The 20321-nt window shown below is 67.6% G+C and carries 16 protein-coding genes; 3 read left to right on the top strand and 13 right to left on the bottom strand.

All coding sequences use genetic code 11. The annotated features are described in order from the left end of the window. Positions 1-79: 79 nt before the first annotated feature. Positions 80-796 (top strand): hypothetical protein, encoded by a 717-nt coding sequence (locus EX88_RS0110050; RefSeq protein ID WP_152566204.1) that lies wholly within the window; start codon positions 80-82, stop codon positions 794-796. Between the two features lie 47 nt (positions 797-843). Here the strand turns inward: EX88_RS0110050 and EX88_RS0110045 are convergent, their stop codons facing one another. From EX88_RS0110045 to EX88_RS25890, 9 genes are all read right to left on the bottom strand, one after another. Further along, positions 844-1476, bottom strand: a complete 633-nt coding sequence (locus EX88_RS0110045; protein WP_051884881.1) for a DUF2894 domain-containing protein — start codon at positions 1474-1476, stop codon at positions 844-846. Positions 1477-1515: 39 nt separating this feature from the next. Further along, positions 1516-2148, bottom strand: a complete 633-nt coding sequence (locus EX88_RS0110040) for an OmpA family protein (protein ID WP_031371865.1) — start codon at positions 2146-2148, stop codon at positions 1516-1518. After that, positions 2145-4526, bottom strand: coding sequence for a DUF802 domain-containing protein (locus EX88_RS0110035; protein WP_031371864.1), 2382 nt, complete (start codon positions 4524-4526; stop codon positions 2145-2147). The genes EX88_RS0110040 and EX88_RS0110035 overlap by 4 nt, the downstream gene beginning before the upstream one ends. A gap of 1 nt (position 4527) precedes the next feature. Continuing rightward, positions 4528-5262, bottom strand: a complete 735-nt coding sequence (locus EX88_RS0110030; RefSeq protein WP_235186233.1) for a DUF3348 domain-containing protein — start codon at positions 5260-5262, stop codon at positions 4528-4530. Positions 5263-5518: 256 nt separating this feature from the next. Beyond that, a complete protein-coding gene (locus EX88_RS24485; RefSeq protein WP_051884879.1) occupies positions 5519-5911 on the bottom strand; it encodes a hypothetical protein in 393 nt (130 codons plus the stop codon). A gap of 303 nt (positions 5912-6214) precedes the next feature. Continuing rightward, the gene (locus EX88_RS0110020) at positions 6215-6685 is read right to left on the bottom strand and encodes a DUF4019 domain-containing protein (RefSeq protein ID WP_031371861.1); all 471 of its coding nucleotides are present in this window, start codon (positions 6683-6685) and stop codon (positions 6215-6217) included. A 77-nt stretch (positions 6686-6762) separates the two neighbouring features. Continuing rightward, complete coding sequence (locus tag EX88_RS0110015; RefSeq protein WP_235186232.1) at positions 6763-7701, bottom strand: OmpA family protein; 939 nt, start codon at positions 7699-7701, stop codon at positions 6763-6765. Between the two features lie 55 nt (positions 7702-7756). Further along, the gene (locus EX88_RS0110010) at positions 7757-12079 is read right to left on the bottom strand and encodes a YadA-like family protein (protein ID WP_051884877.1); all 4323 of its coding nucleotides are present in this window, start codon (positions 12077-12079) and stop codon (positions 7757-7759) included. A gap of 411 nt (positions 12080-12490) precedes the next feature. Further along, on the bottom strand, positions 12491-12973 hold the full coding sequence (locus EX88_RS25890; protein ID WP_152566203.1) for a hypothetical protein: 483 nt from the start codon (positions 12971-12973) through the stop codon (positions 12491-12493). Between the two features lie 294 nt (positions 12974-13267). Between EX88_RS25890 and EX88_RS0110000 the strand changes: the two genes are divergently transcribed. Further along, positions 13268-14668 carry a sensor histidine kinase gene (locus EX88_RS0110000; protein WP_161786102.1) on the top strand — a complete coding sequence of 467 codons (1401 nt, stop codon included), beginning with the start codon at positions 13268-13270 and terminating at the stop codon, positions 14666-14668. Positions 14669-14727: 59 nt separating this feature from the next. On the opposite strand, the gene EX88_RS0109995 is transcribed toward EX88_RS0110000, so the two are convergent. From EX88_RS0109995 to EX88_RS0109985, 3 genes are all read right to left on the bottom strand, one after another. Then, on the bottom strand, positions 14728-17076 hold the full coding sequence (locus EX88_RS0109995) for a ligand-binding sensor domain-containing protein (RefSeq protein ID WP_161786101.1): 2349 nt from the start codon (positions 17074-17076) through the stop codon (positions 14728-14730). A 41-nt stretch (positions 17077-17117) separates the two neighbouring features. Beyond that, on the bottom strand, positions 17118-17831 hold the full coding sequence (locus EX88_RS0109990) for a response regulator transcription factor (protein ID WP_036148500.1): 714 nt from the start codon (positions 17829-17831) through the stop codon (positions 17118-17120). A gap of 432 nt (positions 17832-18263) precedes the next feature. Then, complete coding sequence (locus EX88_RS0109985; protein WP_031371854.1) at positions 18264-18755, bottom strand: hypothetical protein; 492 nt, start codon at positions 18753-18755, stop codon at positions 18264-18266. 261 nt (positions 18756-19016) lie between these two features. Between EX88_RS0109985 and EX88_RS0109980 the strand changes: the two genes are divergently transcribed. Further along, complete coding sequence (locus EX88_RS0109980; protein WP_031371853.1) at positions 19017-19691, top strand: class I SAM-dependent methyltransferase; 675 nt, start codon at positions 19017-19019, stop codon at positions 19689-19691. A 28-nt stretch (positions 19692-19719) separates the two neighbouring features. Here EX88_RS0109980 and EX88_RS0109975 read toward each other — a convergent pair whose 3' ends face one another. Then, positions 19720-20112: an acyl-CoA thioesterase gene (locus tag EX88_RS0109975; RefSeq protein WP_200875818.1), complete on the bottom strand. Its 393-nt coding sequence runs from the start codon at positions 20110-20112 to the stop codon at positions 19720-19722. Positions 20113-20321: the final 209 nt, after the last annotated feature.

The raw sequence follows: 20321 nt of genomic DNA, 5'->3' as shown, positions 1-20321 counted from the left end.
TTACAGCGCGGTCGCGGCTTGTGACCGAAGGAAATCCAGTAGGACGCCGCTCCTACCCCCGCGAAAACACGCCACTTCGATGAATGACATCGGCGTTGTTGCTCCTGGACATCCGCGGTCTCAGCTTCTGTCTCGCGGCGCGGCAACCGAGCACCACCGCCCCACCACCGATGGTCATGCCCACTTCCTGCCTATGGCCCGGCAACGGCTCTGGGAGGATATTCGTCGGCGTTCAGTCGATGAGGCCGCGCCGATGACATCTTCCTATCGCCTGCCGCTGGCCGGAGCGCTCGCCGCCCTGGCCTTCGCCGGCATACACCTCGGCTTCGAATACTTCGATGGCGGCGTACGCAGCCATCATGTGTTGAACCGGGCCGACCTGCCCGAGATCTCCAACTGGTTCGGCTTGATCATCCTGCCTGCGCTCGGCTGGGCTTTCGGCGTCCGGCTCCGCAATCGTCCCGGCGCGCGCCGGCGCATCTGGGTCGGATTGGTCGCGTCGTTGGCGTACGGCGCGGCCCTGGCCACCAGCTTCGAGCTCGGCGCCACCGACATCACTAAAGCGATCTTCTTCGGCCTGCTGCCGCTGGCGATCATCGCCCCGATCTATCGCGCCGAGTGCATGCTCGGCTTCGTCGCGGGCATGACCTTTACCTTCGGCGCGATCCTGCCCTGCATCTTCGCGGTCTTGTTCGCGGGTCTCTCGGCTGCGCTGCGCCTCGGTTTCCTCGCGATCCGGAAGCGGCTCCGCCCCAACCGCGGTGCCTCGGCACCAGCATCAAAGAGTAGGCGTTGAACTCCGCCGGTACACCGCGCCGCCGATAGCTGCGACCCGAGCCGCGCTCACTCGCGCCGCTTGCGCGGCTTTTCCCGCACGCGTTTGCTGCCGCCGCCGCTGCCGCTGCGCTGGGTGTCTTCCAGGGCCAGCAGGCCGCTGTCGCTCATCTGCTCGATCCAGGTCAGGGCGTCGACGTAGGCCAGGAATTGCTGCAGGTACCCCGGTGACAGCTCGCTCATCAGGGTCAGCGAGCGGTGCACGAGCCTGCCGGAATTGAGCGGACCGGCATTCGCGGGCGACTGCTCCAGCGACTGGCGCAACTGACTCTCGACGCGGAGCTTCGACCACAGCGTACGGAACTCATCGAGCACGCCGAGCTCCGGAAACGATGCGCCGCTTGAAGCCCCCCCGATTGCGAGGCCATCGCGCAGCGTGGCCCGATCGGCGATGTAGTCGACCAGACTGCTCAAGCCGGCACCAGCGCATGCATCCGCTGATGCGGCACCGGCGCCTACGGTCTTGGACGCGGCCTGTTCGAGATCGCCGGCGTAGGCGCCGATCAGTTCGGCCAAACGGCCATCGAGCAGACGCCGCACTTCGCCGCCATGGGCGGCGGCACGGCGCGCCAGGGCATCGATGCGACGAAAGCGCATCGGGCTCATGCGATCGGCGCCCTGTTCGCGCCAGGCATCGAGCATCGCCCGGGCCTGCAGTGGAGGATTACGGCTCACGGCGTGTCACGTCGCCTTGGACGGCTTCGGGATCGGGGCGATTTCCACGCGGCGGTTCTTGGCCCGCCCCTCTTCCTGCGCGTTCGAACTCACCGGCTGCTCGGAGCCGAACGCGGCGGCGAACACCGACGAGGCGGGCACGCCTTCGGCGATCAGGGTGCGGGTCACGGTCAGCGCGCGCCGTGCCGACAGCTCCCAGTTGTCGAGGAACTGGCGGTTGCCGTCGCGCACCTGGCGGTCGTCGGTGAAGCCGCTCACCATCAGGATTTCGTCGCGCGATTGCAGATATTCGGACAGCGGGCCGGCGAGGGTCTTCAACAGTTCGCGGCCTTCCGGCTGCAGGTGCTCGGAGTTCAGCGCGAACAAGACGCTGCCGCTGATGCCGATGCGGCCGTTGATCAGGGTCACCCGGCCCGCCGCCAGCGGCACGGCCAGCGCCTGCTCCAGGGTCTTGCGGCGTTGCGCTTCGAGCTGGCGCTGCTTCACTTCCTCGCCGAGCTTGTTCGAAAGCTGCAGTTGCACGCCGATCACGCCGACCAGGATCAGCACGAACACGCCGACCAGCACCGACATCAGGTCGCCGAACGCGGCCCAGATCGGCGCGTTGGATTCGGCGTCGCCGTCGATCTCCACGTTCATGCCGCCTGCGCTCCGACCGAAGCCTGCCGGTCGGCCAGCCGATGGATGTCGTCGATGATCTGTTTCTGCGCCAGCATGCTCAGGTCGATGACTTCCTTGGCCTGGGCCACGTAATAGGCCAGTTGCTCGTCGCTGCGCGCGAGCGACTTGTCCAGCGCGACCTCGACGCCTTGCAGGCGCTCGGCCAGTTTGTCGTTGGTCTCGCCGAACAACTGCACGGCCGCGCCGAAGGCATCGCCCAGGCTGGCCACTTCGACTGCGCCGGCGGCGATCTGCGCGCCGACCGTGCCGAGCTTGCCGGTCTCGGCTTCGATGTGATCGGTGAAACGGGTGCCGACGCGATCGAGCAGATCCGCCGAGGTCGCCACCAGTGCATCGACCGCGGTGCGCTGCTCGGTCGAGGCATGGTTGACTGCGTCGAGCAGGGTTTCCAGGGTGGCCAGCAGGCGATTGCGTTCGTCCAGCATCGCGGTGTCGCGGACCATGCTGTCGGACAGCTTCTGGCGCAGTTCGGCGATGACCTCGGCCGCCGCTTTAGGCGCTTCCGAAGCGGCGTCGACGAGACGCGCGATCTCGGCGATCGTGTCCTGGGCCTGGGCCTGGGTCCGCGTCGAGATATCCTGCGCGGTGCGCGCCAGCGTGTCGCAGATTTCCTGCTGCCGGCTCGCGACCTGTTCGCCGGTTTGCTGCCAGCGCTCGCCCAGAGCAGCGGTCATCGAACCGAAGTTCTCGGCCCAGGCCGCCAGGCGCTGTTGATCGCGCGATTCCAGCGCGTCCTGCAGTTGCTTATGCGCATCCTGCAGCGCGCCCACCAGGGACACGGCATGGTCCTCGAACGTCGCCGCGGCGGCGACCAGCGCCTGCTGGTTGCGCGCCGCCATCTCGTCGTTGGCGCTGAGCTGCTGCGACAAGGCTTGTTTCAAGGCGTCCGCAGCCTGGCCGGTGCTGGCGTCGAAACGCGTCGACAAGCTTTCCAGCAGGCCGGCGGCCCCTTGGTCGAAGCGGCTGCTGAAGCCTTGCAAGGTGTTGCCGAGCTCCTCGATCAGGCCTGCGTTGGACTGTCGCTGTTCGAGCAGCGCCTGGCTCCAACTGGCCGCGGCGGTGGCGGTGGCGGTGGCAAAGCCCGCCGACAGCCCGTCGACCTGCTGCTGCACGGCCTGAGCCACGCTCTCGCGCAGCGCTCCGGTCTCGCGGGTAACGGTCTCGTGCAACACGCCCGTCTCGCGCGTGAGGGTCTGGTGCAGCGCGCCCGTCTCGCGCGCGATCGCCGCCATCGTGGTTTCCACGACCGGCTGCAGCACCGCGCTGGTGACACGCACGCTCTCGCCGATGCTCTCTTTCAACGACCGCTCCACCGACTCCGCCAGTTGGGCATAGGCCGCTTCGGTCCTGGCATGGAACGCGTTCTGGCCGGCGACCTGGCGCTCGTGTGCGAGCAGGCTCTGCTGCTCGATGGCCGCCATCGCCGCGGTCTCGCGCGCGATCGCCGCCATCGTGGTGTCGAGGATCGGTTGCAACGCCGCGCCGTTGACGCGCGCGCTCTCGTCGATGCTCTGCTTCAGCGACTGCTCGACCGACGTCGCCAGGCGGGCATAGGTCGCTTCGGTCTTGGCATGGAACGCGTCCTGACCGGCGAGCTGGCGCTCGTGCGCGAGCAGGCTTTGTTGCTCGATGGCCGCCATCATCGCCTGCAGGCGATCGACCAGCGCCGGCATCGTCTCGGTCTGGCGCTGCAGCAGCTTGAAGGCCTCCTCGCGCTGATGGACCTGCGAATGGCTGCGCAAGGTCGTCGCGATGGCGAGGTCCAGGCCTTGCACCGCCTGGCCGCGTTCGCGCCGGCACAGCGCGGACAACAGGCCGAGCATCGCCGAGGCGGCGACGCCCGCGATCGAGGTGCCGAACGCGAACGCCAGGCCGGTGACCGGGGCGGCGATCGAGTCGCGTATGGCCTGCAGGTCGGTCGCGCTTTGCAGCGCCAGGCCGGTGCCGCGCAGGGTCGTCATCATGCCGAGCAAGGTGCCCAGCATGCCCAGCAACACCAGCAGGCCGACCAGATACGGCGTCAGCGCCGGCGCCGGCAGGGCCGTGCGCTCGCCCTCGATGCGCAGACGCGCGGCATTGCGCAGCGAAGGATGCAGATGCCCGAGCCAGTCGCCGAGGTTGGACGGCGGCGCCGACAACTCGGCGACCGCGCGCGTCAGCGTGACGGTGGCTTGCCGATAGCGGTACAGCTCGAATCCGCCGACGAGATAGCAAGCGGCGATCAACATCGCGACCGACAGCGCCAGGGCATTCGAACCGACGTAGCCGGCACCGACCCAGACTACGGCGAGCAAACCTGCGAGAAAGACAACGGGATAGAGCGAATTTCTGAACATGTTATCCGTGGGGACTGGTGCAAAGGGCCGCAAGCAGGCCCTGCGCAGGTTGTAAGCGAACATCCAATTCGGCGAGCAGCACCTTGTGCATGTCGTTGCGGAACGCCTCCAGCCAGACGTCGGAGGCAGCCGCCGACGTATCGCCCGAGGTTTGCGCGTCGGCCGCGGCCTGACGCAGGCGCTCGAAATGCTGGCCGAGCAAGACCGGCCCGGCCGACCACAGCGTCCGCTCGCGCCGGCTCAGTGCCCGTTCCATGACCGTATCCACCGCCGCGAGCCGCTCCAGGCCGTCGCTGCGCAGCGCCAGCCGCGCGCGCAGCCGCTCGCGCAGGCGGCCGACGCCGGCCTCGATGCCCTGCTGCATCGCCAGATAGCGCTGGCGATAGAACGGGTAATCCAGGCTTTCCTCGGCGAACGCCTGCTCCGCCGCGGACAAGCCGGACCCGCTCGGCCTGGAGCCGAACGCACGATCGCCGGCGATGGCCTGCGCCAAGGCGTTGCGCACGCGGACGCATTCGTCTTCGTCGATGCGGGTCAGGGTACGTTCGTCGAGGACCGCCACGGGCGGCTTGCCGTCCAGCGCAGTGGACAACGCCACCGCGTGAGTCCAATCGATCCATAGACTCAGTTGATCCGACAACGATCGCGTGGGCTGGGGAAGGTCTGCAGCCGTCAGGCGAGCGAGCGAGCGGATGAACGTCGGGCCACGTACCGTCGCCCGTCGGGGTGCTTCCATCATTACTACTGGCTAAAAGATCGCCATTTTACACGTAATTGGAAATGCCCCACCGCTTGACAAGCCGCGAAGGACGGCAAGCCGGGAGCCCTCGAATACGGCCCGGCAGTCGATTCAGCCGGTTCATAAACAAGTGTGCTAAGCCATAGCGCACGTCGAAGCCCGCAACGACGGCGAGACGACGAGGCTGGGTTGGCAGGTCCGGCAACCGGGAGTACGCGTCTGGAGCGAAAACAGTCTCGGCGCGAATAAAGCCTCAGGCCGCTTGCTCGAACAAAGCCAGAAACGCCCCGAATGCATTGCCGACCTGCTCGCAGGCCATGCTCGCGCGCAGATCGAACCAGTTGCAGCCGAACCAACCGAGCGGGACGCACAGGACTGCAAGGATCAGCAGGCTCGTCGTCGACGCCGCAATGCGTTTCCTGGCGATCTGGACGATGAGATCGACCAGAAACGAAACTATCAGGGTGACGCAGACGAAGGCGAGCAAGATCGCGATGCCGAGCCCGGTGTCGCCTCGATGCTCCTGCTCTCGGGCCTGCGCGAATGCGTATTGGGCGTAGGCATACAGGGCGACCAGCGGGGTGCTTGCGAGAAAGACGCGCAGCGCAATGGCAGCTGCGGTGCTGCCTAGTTTCGAAGTCATCATGCCAAGAGCCGGGCCGATTCGCGCTGCGATGCGCCATCGGACGGCCCGCCGCCCAGCCGCGCGACCTCGGTTGCGATTTCCCTTTTCATCACACGCATTCCCTTGCGACTGGACGACCTAGTCTAGCCCGTCGGACAAGGCCTCGGGCTCTGACTGGTGCATTCAGGCCGGAAACATCGCGGCCCGACTCACCGCAATGCAGATCCGAAGGTTCGGGCCAGCCTGACAGGGCGACCGGTACATCTCAGGGCGCAAGGGTGCGAGGACGCGATCCGCATCCCCTTGCGGACCGCATCGGGCGAATCACTGAATGACGTAGCCGGAGAACCGCCACAGGCCGTCTTCGTCCCGGCGCAGGGAGATCAGCTCTTTCGCCGTTCGCTTGCCCTGGAACTGGCTGGAGAACTCGATGCTGGCGTACAGGCCGGGCGGAAGCTGGGCGCCGTTGCCGACCACTTCGCGACGCACTCCTATCCAACTGCGCAAACTCGCCGTGCCCAGGGGCTTGCGGGTCCTGCCGACATAAGCGACGAAGTCCTCGCGCTTGGCCGAGCGCTTGGTCACGTTCGATGAGGCGTCCCAGAGCGCACCGGCCTGGTCGCGGTCGATCGCCTGCAGAAGTTGCAACGCGGTATTGGCCAAGGTATTCGGATCGACGTCGCGCGCAGCGGCCTGTTGCGCTGCCGGCGCCGGTCGCTGCGCTTGCGCCGGCGCCTGGGCGAGCGCCGTCGTGGACAGCAGGCCGATGGCCATCGTCAGCAGAATGCGTTTCATGGGCCTGATCTCGATCTCTCGTACGCTGGGGAAAGGCGGATGCAGCAGCGGTCCGACGGCGCGCGGGCCGCGTCCGCTCACTGCTCCACGTCGGCTGAAATCTCGACGCGGCGGTTGGGTTGCAGGCAGGCGATCAACGCGTCCCGCCCCTTCGCGGCTTCGCAGTGGCCGACCACCGGTTCCGACTCGCCCCGACCTTCCGCCGAGATGCGCTGCGCCGGCACGCCTTCGGCGATCAGCAGTCGGCGCACCGTTTCGGCGCGTTCGCGCGACAGCGAGTGGTTGGCCGCGTCGCTGCCGATCCGATCGGTATGCCCTGTCACCCGCACCTCGCGCAGGTCCTTGGCATCGAGCAAGGCCTTGGCGACGCGCGCAACCTCGGCCCGGCCTTCCGGCTGCAGATCGTCCAACCCGGCCCGGCCGAACGCGAACAAGGCATCGGCGGACAGGGTGAAACGACGCGACGCAGCCGCGGCTGGCGACGACGACGGCTCGGCCGCGACAGGCTCGCGCAACACATCGCCGCATGCTTCCGGCAGCCAGTAGAAACTTCGCGCCAGATAGTTCTGATCGAAGACGACCTTGTATTGGCAGGTGGTCACCCCGCCCTCGCGGCGGAAGTGAAACAGGTAGTCCCATTCCCGCACGCCGGCATAGCCTTCGCGAAAGTGCGGGCGCCCCAGCAGATGATAGAGCTGCTCCTTGCTGACGCCCGGCGCCACCTGGCGCAGGTCGTCCAGGTTCGGAAACGTTCCTTCCTTGAGCACAGCGCGTTCGACCGCCGGGAAGACCACCTCGCCCGGCACGCCGTCGGCGGAAATATCGCGGCTGACATGGCGGGTGCCGCATGCCGACAGCAGTCCCATCGCGACGCTGCATACGATCGCGACGCCAGCGAACCGTTTGGCTTCCATAGATGATTCCTCGCTTTGACGGATGGCCATCGTCGCGCGCGTTTGGATCCGCGCTACCTGACGGCGTTTTGATACGTTTCGGATCGGTGGCCGCAGCGGCACTCGGTCGCTCGCCGTCGGCTATCGCGCCCCGCCCGAAAGCGGGGCGCGCCTGCCCTCACCACTGGATGCCGGCACCGACCGAGAAGCCCCAGTCGCGCGCGGTGTTTCCGCTGGCCTGGGCCTTGTAGACCCAGCGGCCGTTCTCGGTGATGCCCGACAGGCCGACCGCCATGCCGTATTCGCCCTGATAACCGCCGGCCGCCACCGCGAGCATGCTCTTGCCCGGCAGATAGGCCTGCGGCAGGCCCGCCATCGCCATCGCCGAGGAAGTGCCGGCACGGAAGTCCTTGCGCAGGGCCCACACGTCGTTGTCGAACTGCTCGAAACGAGCGTCGGTATAGGCCTTCGACTGATCGATGGCGTGGTTCACGCCGGAGTTGAGCTGGCTCACGTTGACCGCATCGGTGCCGGCGATGCCGGGCGCCACACCGGTCAGGGTGCGGCCGCCCATGTTGACCTCGCCGGTAGAGGTGCTGCTGCCTACATAAGCGGCGTTGTAGCCGCGCTGCGCACCCACCGTGGTTGCCGACCCGGCGCCCAGCGCGACGCTGTTGGCGTGGCTCGCGGTCGCGCCGGTGCCCACGGCGGTGCTGGCGCTGCCGCTGGCCGTGCTCTGGTTGCCTACCGCCAGCGCGTTGTTGCCGCTCGCGACCGCACCGTCGCCACCGGCCGATGCGTTGGTGCCGGTCGGGCGCGGCTTGACCACGGCGTCCTCCTGACTGACCTGGAACATGCCGTCGGAGCCGTTCTGCACCCCGCTGATGCGGCCGTCGAAGGTATTGACGGTGTTGGTCAGGTTGGCCACGTTGCCTTCGACCTGGGTGATGCGGCCGTCGAAGCCGTTGATGGTACCGGTCAGATTGGCGATGTCGCCTTCGACGTTGGTCACTCGGCCATCCAGCGCGTTGACCGCCTGATTGGTCGCATGCAACTGCGAGCCGTTGACGGCATCGGTCGACGTCTCCGACAACCGTCCCGCGGCGACGTTGGTGAGGGTGCGCTCGGCGCCCACACTGCCCACGCTCACCGTTCCGACCGGCGCGCCGCCGGCGAAGTTATAGGTCGTACCGGCGATGGTGGCGCTGGCGGTGCCCACCGCGGCGGCGGTGGTCGAGCCCGCGCCGAGTGCCACGCTGTTGGCGTCGCCCGCGGTCGCGCCGGTGCCCATCGCCACTGCGTTCGCCGCGGTAGCGCTGGCGTTGACGCCCGATGCGATGGCGCCGGTCGCGGTGGCGCCGTTGTTGGCGTAGTTGCCGCCGGCGATGCCGCCGTCGTTGACGCTGTAGTAATGGGTGGAGCCTGCGGTGATCGCCTGGTTCAACTGGTCCAGGTTCACCGCATCGCCGCCGTTGATGCCGGCCGCCACGTTGGTGATGGTGGTGCCCCCGGCATTGATGCCGACGTTGGTGATGCTGGGGCCGCCGGCGATGGTCAGGCCGTTGGTGGTGATCGTGGTGTTGCCGACCACCACGCTGTTGAAGCTCGGGTCCGGCACCACGCCCACCGTCAGGGTACCGGTGGCGTCGTCGTAGGCGACCGTCGCGTTGCTGCCGGCGGCCACGGTCAGGGTTTCGCCCGGGCCGATGTTGCCGCCGTTGCCGCCGGCCGCGATGTTCCAGCCGGCGCTCGCGCTGTCGTTGATCTGGGTCAGCGCGTCCTGCACGTTGTTGTAGGTGTTGCCGCCCACCGCGAGCCCGGCGGTCACGGTATGGGTGACCGGGTTGTAGACCGAGCTGCCGCCGAGCGAGGCGGCGGTGCTGGTGCCGAGTTGGTCCAGATTGCCGCCGAGCGCGCCCACTGCCTGGTTGGTGGCGAACAACTGCGAGCCGTTGATCGCATCGGTGGACGCGGACGAGACCCTGCCTGCGGCGACATGGGTGATGGTGCGCTCGGCACCCGCTGCGCCGACGCTGACCGTGCTGGTCGGCGCGGTGCCGGCGTAGCTGTAGGCGACGCCGTCGATGCTGTCGCCGGCGGTCGCCACCACGGTGTCGGTGATCGAGCCCGAGCCCAGGGCCACGTCGCCGGCCTGGGCGGCGGCGGTCGCGCCGAAACCCACCGCGGTGGCCGCACCAGTGCCGGCCACCGCACCGACGCCGGCGGCCAGGGCATTGATGCCTGTTGCGCCGTCGTTGTTGTAGTTGCCGCCGATCGCACCGTTGTCGTTGACGCTGTAGTAGTGCGTCCGCACCGCCGTCGTCGCGTCGGTCAATTGACTGACGTTGACCGCATCCGTACCGGCCACGCCGGGCGCCACGTTGGCGATGACCAGGCCGCCGGCATTGATGCCGGTCGTGGTGATGCTGGGCCCGCCGGTGATGGTCAGGCCGTTGCTGTTGAGCAGGCTGTTGCCGGCGGTGACGCTGTCGACGGTGATGTCGTCGGCCAGGTCGAAGTTGACGTTGTCGTCGGTCGCGGCCTTCGCGACCACGATGTTGCCGTCGGTGTTGCGCAAGTCGACGGCTTCGCCGGGCGCCACGTTGCTGGCGTTGGCGCCCTGTGCGCTGAGGTTCCATCCGGCGCTGGCGGTGGTGGCGACTGCCTCGATCGCCTGATTGGTCGCGAACAACTGCGAGCCGTTGATGGCATCGGTCGAGGCACCGGAGATCCGACCCGCCGCCACGTTGGTGAGGGTCCGCTCGTTGCCGGCCGTGCCCACGCTGACCGTACTGGTCGGTGCGACACCGGCGAAGTTGTAGGTCACCCCGTCGATGGTCGTGCTCGGGGTGGCGACCGCGACCGCCGTCGTCGATCCCGAGCCCAGCGCCACGTCGCGTGCGTTGTTGGCCGCGGCGCTATCGCCGAATGCCACCGCGCCGGCCGCCAGCGCGCTGCTGGTGTGGCCGATGGCGACGCTGCCCTGGCCGACCACCGTGTTCTGGAAGCCGATGCCGACCGCGCCTTGCGCGGCGATGCCGGCCACACCCACGGCCTGGCCGCCGCCGCCGACCATGTTGGTGTTGCCCATCGCCACCGCGCCGTTGCCGGTGGCGGTGTTGTCGAGGCCTTGCGCGATCGCGCCGTTGCCGGTGGCGGTGTTCGGATCGCCGATCGCCACCGCGCCGTCGCCGCTGGCGAAATTGCCGGCGCCGATGGCGACCGCGCGGCCGCCGGTGGCGGTCGAGTTGGTGCCGATCGCGACCGCGTCGGCGGCATCGGCGACCGCGTTGCGGCCGGCGGCGAAAGCGTTCTCCGCGCTGGCGTTGGCGCCCGAACCGGCGGCGAAGGCGAAGTTGCCGCCGGCGCTGGAACTGACGCCGACCGCGGTGGCGTTGCCGCCGGTCGCGCTGGACAAGGTGCCCAGGGCGCTCGCGCCGGCCCCGGTGGCGCTGGCGCTGGCGCCGAGCGCGACGGCATTGATGTTGTTGGCGACCGTGCCGCTGCCCAGCGCCATCGAGCTCAGGCCCGACGCGGCCGCATTCAGGCCGAGCGCGATCGCCGACTGCGCAGAGGCATTGGCCTGTGCGCCGAACGCGACCGAACTCGGCCCGCTGGCGCGCGCGCTCGGCCCGATCGCGGCGGAGTCGACGCCCGTGGCCGCGCTCAGCCGCCCGACTGCGATGGCGTATTGCTCGGACGCGGTGACGTCGGTGCCGATGGCGACGGCGCCGAAGCCGGTGGCTCCGGTACCCGCGACGGTGCGCGAGCCCAGGTAGAGCGAATTGAGATTGGACGCGATGGATTGGAAACCGATCGCGATGGCGTTCTGGCCGCCGGCGAAGGTGCCGGTGCCCTGGGCGATGGTGTCGAGCACCGCCGCGTTCGCTTGATAGCCCAGGGCGACGCTGCGCAATCCGGCCGCGGTCGAGCTGCCGCCGAAGGAAACCGCGGCGACCCCGGTCGCGCGGGCCACGGTGCCGATGGCGATGGAGCCGTCGGCGCCCGAGGTCGCGTCGGTGCCGATGCCGATCGAGCCGCCGCCGAGCGAGCCGGTACCGGCCGCGGTGCGCGCACCGAGGTAGATGGAATTGACGCCGGTGGTATAGGCCCCGAACCCGACCGAGATCGAATTCTGCGCAGCGCTGTGCGAGGCATAGCCGACGGCGAGCCCGCCAAGCACGTCGGAGGTGGCCAGAGAGCCCAGCGCGGTGGCGCCGATGCCGGAAGCGCGCGAGCCCAAGCCCATGCACGAGGCGGTACCGTTGTACAGATTGTAAGGCGGCCCGCTGCAATCCACGGCCTGCGCCTGCGCGGTCGGGGCCCACCCCACCGCGCCCATCGTCGCCAGCGCGGCCAGGATCCCGGCGCACAACGTTCCCGCCGAATACGAAGCCCTGTTACCGCTGCCGGCGGCCTGGCCACGCGGCGCGGCCAGTTCCGAAGCGACCACCAGCCGATTGAGCGACCGGCTCCATACCACGCTGTAGATTTTGTTCATTACTCGTTTCCCCAGTTGCACGCCAATCCGATGGGCCGCGGGATGAAGGTGATGCGGTGTCGCCTGTGAAGTGTTTCGAGAGGCATCGCGAGGGCCGTCGTGGCGACGCAGTGCCGGCGCAGCAGTGCTCGTGCGCTGCTCGTGCGACCGGTACGGCTGCGCCCTCGACGAAGTTCGGCCGGATTCCGGATCAGGCGCCATCGCTAAGCGCGTCGTGCCGGACCCCGAGGGCTTGCGCGCTCCGCGACCGCCGACAAAGCAGACCCAAGCGCCGGATTCCTGCGTCGTGGTGACGACCCGTGCGCCGCTTGGCTGCTTGATGCACGACCCGGTCCTGGCGGCCCGAAGCCTGCACTCGTGTTGCATGGAGCGGCGCGCTGCGTGGCAAACACTAGTGACCGGGCATGGCGATTACACGCACCAGGCTTCACGAAAAATTTCAGCCTTTCGCCCTTGCGTCACAGGCGGGATCGCGATATCCGTCTCGTCTGCATCGGAGCGTGCGTCGACTTTGCGCGGCTGTTTCGACATCGCCGCCGCGATGCCGCGGGGCGTATGCGGGCGACGACGGCCGTCGGCATCGCATCCAGGCCGCGCGCCATCCCAGCGTTGAGCGCGTCGACGCATCGACCCGCCGTAACGCGAGTACGCGGCCCGATGTCCATGACGGACAGACGACCAAGGATCGTGTGCGCTCGGGTCGCGACGGCACAGCGCTTGGCCAAGGGGGCGTTCGTCGAAGCCCTGCCGGCCATCGTCGGCCGGTTTGCGCAGGGCGGCCGCCACCGACACGAGCCGGGCCGATACGCCGCGGTATCCATCGGCGATCGAATCCTCACCCACGGTGAGGATTCGATCGCCGGGTTTGCGCGATTCGGCCGCCCGGAGCCGCATGAAGGGTGATACGGATCGCAGTTCTTCGCCGGAAGCGGTGGTTGTCCGCGTCCTGTCTGATCGCGGTGCTAGGCTGCCTAGCGGTAGTCATACAAGGAAGGGGACCCTTCCTGCCGGGCCCGGCGCAGCGACCGCGCAGGCGCCGGATCGGAACGGTCCGACCGCTGCTCGGCCGCCCCGTCGCGACGCCCGAGTGCCCCGGCCTTCAACCGCTGTCCTGCATCAACCGTATCGATGACCGCTCGCAAATCGCTTCCTCTCCTCTGGCATCGCTTCATCGGCTGGATGCAACGCGTGCCCATCCGCGCGGCGCGCGACAAACGCAACGCGATGGCGCTGCAAGCGATACTCGCCGTCGTCGCGGTCACCACGCTGTTGATGGCGATCGGCTCCTGCGCCGCCGCGCCGGACCTGGCGGGCTATACGGAGCACTGGCTGCTGCTGATCGTCAGCGCCTACACCTGGGCGTGTTTCTATCTGCTGCGCCACGGGCTGTTCCGCTTGTCGACCAGCCTGACCGTCATCGGCGGCGTGATCCTGATGGCCGTGAGTTACCACGCCTACGGATTGCGCTCGCAGTCCGGGCTGCAGATCACCCACCTGCTGCCCCTGTTGTTGTCGGGATTGTTCCTGGGCAGGACCGCGGTCTGGTGGACCGCTCTGGCCTATGCGGCCGCACTCGCGATCGGGGCGCGCACCGACCTGCAACTCGCGACCGATTCCATGCAGGCCTCGGAAGCCTCGACCAACCTGCTTTTGTCGGGGATGAATTTTCTCGTCCTGGTGGCGATCCTGGACCGCTTGATCCTGTCGTCGCGACGGGCGATCAGCCGCAGCGAAGAACTCAACGCGCTGTGCCTGGAGCTGCAGCGCCAAGTGGAAGAGAAAGAACGCGCCTACGAGCGTCTGGTGCAGACGCAGAAAATGGAAACCATCGGCCGGCTTTCGACCGGCATCGCCCACGACTTCAATGCCATCCTCAGCGTGATCCTGGGCCACGCCACCTCGGTGGGCCGGCGCGGCGACATCGACGCGGTGCTGCCGGGCATACGCCAGGCGGCGCGCAGCGGCGCCACCCTCACCCGGCGCCTGCTGAGCTTCAGCCGCACGCACACGCGACACCTGTCCACCTTCGATCTCGCCGAAGCGATCGAAGAAGTGCGGCCGTTGATCCTGCCGATATTCCCGCGCGCGATCGAAGTATCGCTGGATACCTCGGTCTCGGGCCTGTGGGTCAAGGCCGACCGCGACGAACTGGTACTGGCGCTGTTGAACGTGGCCAGCAACGCCAGCGATGCGATGCCGCAGGGCGGCCGTTTCACGTTGTCGCTTCAGGCCGACGGCGATCACGCCTGCATCGGCTTGGAAGACACCGGCATCGGCATGACGCCGGAAGTGCTCGCGCGCTTGTACGAGCCGTTCTTCACCACCAAGCCCCGGGACCAGGGCACCGGCATCGGCATGGCGACCGTGCATCGCTTCGTCGCCGACCACGGCGGCGCGATAACGGCCGACAGCGCCCCCGGCGCGGGCACCCGCATCCGAATCCGTTTGCCGCTGGCCGAGCCCGAAGACGGCCTTCGGGACGAGGCCGGTTGGGAGCTTGCGCAGACACCGCACAGGACGGGCCCTGACGAGATCTCGACAGCGGTAGCGGCGGAGTCGGCCATGACGCGCCACGCCGCCGCCCCCTGATCGCCGCGACCGCGCAGCGCGCTCATCGGCACGCGTTTAGTCGCCACTCGCTCAGTCGCTCAATCCGGAGGCTTCGCCGGCATCCTGTCCTGGCTCGTGCCGATGTGGGTGGCGGCGACCAATACCAGCAAGCCCAGGGCCGTCGCCAGGATCAGCGCCCACGGCCGCAAATACCAGGGCTGCGGGTTGAGCACGCTCAGACGGGCCGGTACCGGCGACCAACGTCCCCCCAGGGTGCGCGCCTGCACTTCGAAGCGGTGCTCTCCCCACGGGATCAGCGGATACAGAATGCTGCGGTTCTGCCCGGCATCCACCCAACCGTGATCGAATCCGAGCAGGCGAAAACGGAAATAAGTTTCGCGCGGCCGGCTCAGATTGATGGCGGTGTAATGAATTTCCAGACTGCGCGCGAACGGCTCCAGGGCCAGGGAATCTCCTGCGATCTGCTGGCTGCGTCCGGCGACCGCCACCTGTTCGATGCGGGCCCTCAGCGGCACCGGCGCCACCACCGGAAAATCCTTGGGGTCGACGACCGCGAACCCTTCGACCAGCGAAAACCACAGCCGGCCCCGGCTGTCGCGGTGGCAGGCGGTCGAATGGCCGCCATTGATTTCGGCCGGGACCAGGCCGTCGCCCGCGGCGTAGCCGACCGATTCGATCTTGGCTCCGGCGTCGCCCGGCGTCGGCAACACGGTGATGCCGCGGTTGCCGCCCAGCCATAGGCGCCCTTGGCCGTCGGGCAGGATGCACGACACGGTATCGTCGAACAGGCCGTTGCGGCTGTCGTAACGCTGCACCTGGCCGTTGCGGATCCGGTTGAGACCGCCGCCGTAGGTGCCCACCCACAGCGTGGCGGTGGCACGGTCCTCGTACACGGCGCGTGCGAAGCGCGAGGACAAGCCCTCGCGCGGCGTCCATCGCTCGACCACCCGCTCGCCGAGCAGACGCCACACGCCGCGGTCGCCGACGAACCAGTCGCCGCCGCTCGCCGCAGGGACGATGGCATTGATGCTCATGTCGCGCAGCGCTTCGATGCGCCGCTGCGCGGAAATACGTCGCTCGCCATCGATCTCGACCGCGAGCACGGAGCGGCCCGAGCTGACGAACAAACGTCCCTCGCTGCGTCGCCAGACATTGACCGCCCCGCCCCCGGGCCATTGCCCCACGAGCGTCGGCCGGCCGTCGGCGATGCGCACCAGCAGCCCCTCCGCGGTACCGACCCAGAGCGCGCCATCGCCATCCAAGGCCAGACTGGCGACGCATTCGTCGCCCGCGGCCCGCAGCACCGGCTGCCGCAGCAGGCTGCCGTCCTGTCGCCAACGACGCAGCCCGCCGCAAGCTGAACCGAACCACAGGCCGCCCTGTCCGTCGGCGACGACGGCGCGGCCGGCCATGTCGACGCCGCCGAGAGAAGCCGGGATCGAGCCGAACACCGGCTTGCGCACGCGCAACAGCCCCTTGCTGCCGGTGCCCAACCACAGATTGCCTTCGTCGTCCCGCGCCAGGCTGATCACGCCCATGCCGAACAGTTCCGGAAGATCCCGCCAGCCGCTGTCGTCTTCCCTCAGCATTCGCCCGGGCGCCGTCGCCACCCACCATCGGCCATCGGCATCCTTTACCGCCGCGGTTGGGCTTGCCACACCCAAGGGCTGCCATTGCCCCGATCCGGGCCGGTAGCGATACAGCGCGCGGTTGGTGCCGACCAGCAAGTCGTCGCCGTTGGTTTTCAACACCTGCACCCAGCCGTCCCCGGCCGGCAATGCAAGACGGCGCAGTCGCCCATCGTCGAGGACGAACAAGCCCTCCCCACCGCCGACGTAGATGCGCCCCTGCCGGTCGCGCACCAAATGGGTGTGCCCAGTGCGTTGCGCATCGACCCAGGTCGACTGCCGGCGCAGAGGATCCAGGGTGAACAGGCCGACATTGCTGAGAATCCACAACGTCCGGTCGGGCGTCTGCACGATCGCATTGATCTGGCAGGTGCCGCCGCAAATCGGCAAATGGCGAAACGTCCCCTGCCGGTACACGCTCAAACCGGCGTCCTGGGTTCCGATCCACAGTTGCTGGCGTTCGTCTTCATGCAGCGCCAGGATGCGATCGCTGGCGGGCCCGGCCTGCGGACCGTGTCGTGGACCGGAGGCATCGAGCGACGGCTCGGCGCGGAATATCCTGGAGCTCAGGCCGTCGAAACGCGCCAGACCGCCGAAGGTACCGATCCACAGATAACCATCGCGGGTCTGCAGCACTGCATTGACGCCGCCTTGCGGCAAGCCATCGTCCCCGGTGAAGGCATGCACGCCCACCCGATAGCGCGGCTGCACTTCCGCTGACGCCAAAGCCGAACCGCACAGGACCCACAGAGCGAGCGCCGACAAGCTCAGGCGCAAGCCGGCCTTGAGACTACTCACCCTGGGTCTTCCCTTCGCCGGCAGGGCGCCGAGGCGACCGGCTACCAGTTGAGCACATAGCCGATGCCGCGCACCGCGCGCAGCGGAAGCTCCTCTTCCGCCATCTGCTGGCATTTCTTGCGCAGGCGATGCACCAGCATTTCCAACCGGTGCGGATCGAAGTCGTAGGCATTCTTGACCAGGCTCGCGATCAGGGTCTCGCGCTGCACCGGAATGCCGGCCGCCGCGGCCAGCATGGCCATCACTTGTCGCTCGGCCAGGTTCATCTCGATCTCGACGCCGCCGGGAGTCAGGATGCACCAGCCCCTGTCGTCCAGACGCCACTTCGTACGCGCATGCGTGGGGTTCGTCTCCGGCACGACCCATCGCGCCAGATTATGCAAAGTCGTTACCACCTCTTCCATATCGACCGGCTTGGACAGATAAGCGTCCGCACCCGCGCGCAGCCCGCGCATCCGGTCCGGGCCGGAATCGTATCCGGTCAACATGACGATGCCGACACGCGGGGACAGCTTGCGCAGATGCGCTGCGATGCTGACGCCATCCTCATCGGGCAGGCCGACATCGAGCAGCACCAGGTCGTATGAGCGAAGCGTCATCGACCGGTACAGATCCAGCGCGCCCGCCATCCCGAAGACGGAGAACCCGGAATGGGCCAACACCGGCAAAAGAACGTCTTCTCGGAATGTCCGGTCGTCTTCCACCACCGCCAGCGTGGGCAGCCGCCGCGCGGCCTCCATCGAGCGAGCGTCCATCGTTTTCCCCCCAAGGAAATCCGGGCCAGCTTGCGAAAAACGCGGGGAGCCCGACCCGCTTTGCGCGCAGGAGTCAAAGTAGCATCGCGTTCTTCGAGCCGACGACGACGAACCTGCTTTCGTGATAATTGTCACACCGGCCGGCCGGCCGCGGTAGCGCGGATGCCTTACCGAGAATCAATCGCGCGTTTGTGCAAACCCGAACGCACGCAGGCCGCCCGACCGACACAGCGCCAGCCAGAACTTCCGTAGCTCAGGGGCTTGGAAATCCAACACCCTCCCCTTGACGCTCTGCTCCGGCTGCACCGCTCCCGCGCGAAGAAGCCTGGCGACATCGTGAGCGGAACGCCCGACGATTTCGACTAGCTCAAAGGTCGAAGGCCGCCAAGGTCGAGCGGAGCCCCGAGTGGGGCGAGCAACGAATCTGCATCCTCAAACCCGCTTGCAGAGCGACTCGACCTCGGCCTCCTTGTACGTCGGTTCCACCGGAACGATGCGGAGCGTCCGCCCGGTGAACTTCAGTATGCGCGACCGGTACACCGACTTCTTCTTGAGCATGTCGTCTTGTACTTTCTGCCCGCGCTCGTTGCTGATCCACGAATCGGACGACGACAGGAACTTCACCTCCTCTATCTTGGAGACGAGGATGTCGCCCTCGAGCAGCCAGGTGCCCGATGCCCGGTCCTGGATGACGACCGGCGACTTGCCATGCGGCGTGATCACCGAGGTGGTCAGGCTGGTGTAACGGCCATCGGCCCGATTGATCGTCTCCGTGCTGACGACCAAGTCGTAATTCGGGTCGGGTATCGCGATCGGCCCACAGCGCCAGATGCCTGCCAAAGACTGGCTGCTGAGCCCGGCGGGGCGGTTGGTCGCGCAGCCAGCGAGCAGGCCGGCGGCAGCGAAGACAACGATCCATCGCATAAAACTCTCCAATGAAGTCCAACGTTTTCGGTCGATCCGCTGCGCAAAGCGGCTTCGCATTATCGTTTGTCGCATCGATTCCGTGCACCGCAGCAGTGCGACACCCGGCTCTCCATGCGTCAAGGTCTGACTATGACGGCTATGGGACGCAGCCAGAAGCGCCACGCCTCATCGAAGGCGGCTGCCTCGGTCTGCCTCCAGGTCGGGTCGGGGGGCATCTGCAGTAGCATCAGTCGCCATCATCCGCGCAGGAGCCTTGCCTTGTCGTTCTCCGACCCCCAGGCGGTTGCCCGCTACGCGCTCGGCCCGGTCAGACAGGTGCCGGGCCTTCATGCGCTGCAACAGATGGCCAGGCTGCTGCTCGCCGAGAGCGTACCCCACGATGGCCGGGTACTCGTCCTCGGCGCCGGCGGCGGCCTGGAGTTGAAGGTGTTTGCCGAAGCGCAGCCTCAGTGGCGTTTCGTCGGCGTGGACCCGTCGTCCGAGATGCTGAAACTCGCAAGCGCCACCTTGGGGCCGCTCGCCTCGCGCGCCGACCTCGTCGAGGGTTACATCGACACCGCCCCCGAGGGGCCTTACGACGGCGCCGCCTGCCTGCTGACCTTGCATTTTCTTCCGGCCGAGCAACGCCTGCATACCTTGATCGAACTCAGGCAACGCCTGAAGCCCGGCGCGCCGTTGATCGTGGCGCACCACAGCTTTCCCCAAGACGAACAGCAAAAGGCGCGCTGGCTGAATCGCTACGCGGCCTTCGCGGTGGCGTCCGGGATTCCCGCCGCGGATGCCGGCAATGCCATCGCCGCGATCGGCAGCCGACTGCCGGCGCTTTCACCCGAACAGGACCTGGCCTTGCTGCAAGAGGCGGGCTTCGACGAGGTCGAGTTGTTCTACGCCGGCTTTACCTTCAAGGGCTGGGTTGCGTACAACCCGTCTTGATGGCGTCATCCAGCTGACATCGGACCCGTCAGCAGTCGCGCGCCCCATCGAGCGCGGCCTTCAGTTCAGCCGGCAGCGGCACCGGCCGTCGCGTCTCGGGCGATATGGTGACCTGCGTGATCGTGGCGCGGAAAGTATTGTCGCCTGCGGCGTTGAACGCGCAGACCAAGAGAGCGAATGAATGCTCGCCAATCTTGTCGACCGAGACCTCGATATCGATCGCATCGTCCCAGGCCATCGGATGCAGAAATTCGATCGACAGGGCGCGCGCGGGCGGCAGGATGCCCATGGCGAACAAGCGCCTGGCCGCGGGTCCGCCGAGCGCGTGGGACAGAAAATCGAGCCCTGCCTCGACGACGAAGTGCGCGATACGCGGCGTGTACACGACCCCACCCGGGTCGCAGTCGCCGAACAGGATCACTCGACGGGTTCGGAAGGGCATCGGTAGTCCTCCGCTGAAAAGGTATGACTGATGCTTGGGGGTGCCTGACTACGAGGCGGCTTCACCATGACCACTACTGGCCATCGCGCACTGCGTAGGGCTAGCCAACGATACGACTTAGCTCAAATGGATCGCATCTCGCCTCAGCCTCCGAAAATGAGGCCGCTTCGCCAGGGAAGCGGCCTCGG

It is taken from the genome of Lysobacter antibioticus, from assembly GCF_000731095.1.
Taxonomy (GTDB): domain Bacteria; phylum Pseudomonadota; class Gammaproteobacteria; order Xanthomonadales; family Xanthomonadaceae; genus Lysobacter; species Lysobacter antibioticus_B.
Note: the sequence above shows the minus strand (reverse complement) of the source record. Positions and strands in the feature narration are given on the sequence as shown.

Excerpts from the sequence above, each read along its gene's own strand:
- EX88_RS25890 (WP_152566203.1), bottom strand. The coding sequence starts at position 12,973 with ATGCGGCTCCGGGCGGCCGAATCGCGCAAACCCGGCGATCGAATCCTC.
- EX88_RS0110050 (WP_152566204.1), top strand. The coding sequence starts at position 80 with ATGAATGACATCGGCGTTGTTGCTCCTGGACATCCGCGGTCTCAGCTT.
- EX88_RS0110020 (WP_031371861.1), bottom strand. The coding sequence starts at position 6,685 with ATGAAACGCATTCTGCTGACGATGGCCATCGGCCTGCTGTCCACGACG.
- EX88_RS0109990 (WP_036148500.1), bottom strand. The coding sequence starts at position 17,831 with ATGGACGCTCGCTCGATGGAGGCCGCGCGGCGGCTGCCCACGCTGGCG.
- EX88_RS0110010 (WP_051884877.1), bottom strand. The coding sequence starts at position 12,079 with ATGAACAAAATCTACAGCGTGGTATGGAGCCGGTCGCTCAATCGGCTG.
- EX88_RS0110040 (WP_031371865.1), bottom strand. The coding sequence starts at position 2,148 with ATGAACGTGGAGATCGACGGCGACGCCGAATCCAACGCGCCGATCTGG.
- EX88_RS0109985 (WP_031371854.1), bottom strand. The coding sequence starts at position 18,755 with ATGCGATGGATCGTTGTCTTCGCTGCCGCCGGCCTGCTCGCTGGCTGC.
- EX88_RS0110035 (WP_031371864.1), bottom strand. The coding sequence starts at position 4,526 with ATGTTCAGAAATTCGCTCTATCCCGTTGTCTTTCTCGCAGGTTTGCTC.
- EX88_RS0110045 (WP_051884881.1), bottom strand. The coding sequence starts at position 1,476 with ATGCTCGATGCCTGGCGCGAACAGGGCGCCGATCGCATGAGCCCGATG.
- EX88_RS0110030 (WP_235186233.1), bottom strand. The coding sequence starts at position 5,262 with ATGGAAGCACCCCGACGGGCGACGGTACGTGGCCCGACGTTCATCCGC.
- EX88_RS24485 (WP_051884879.1), bottom strand. The coding sequence starts at position 5,911 with ATGATGACTTCGAAACTAGGCAGCACCGCAGCTGCCATTGCGCTGCGC.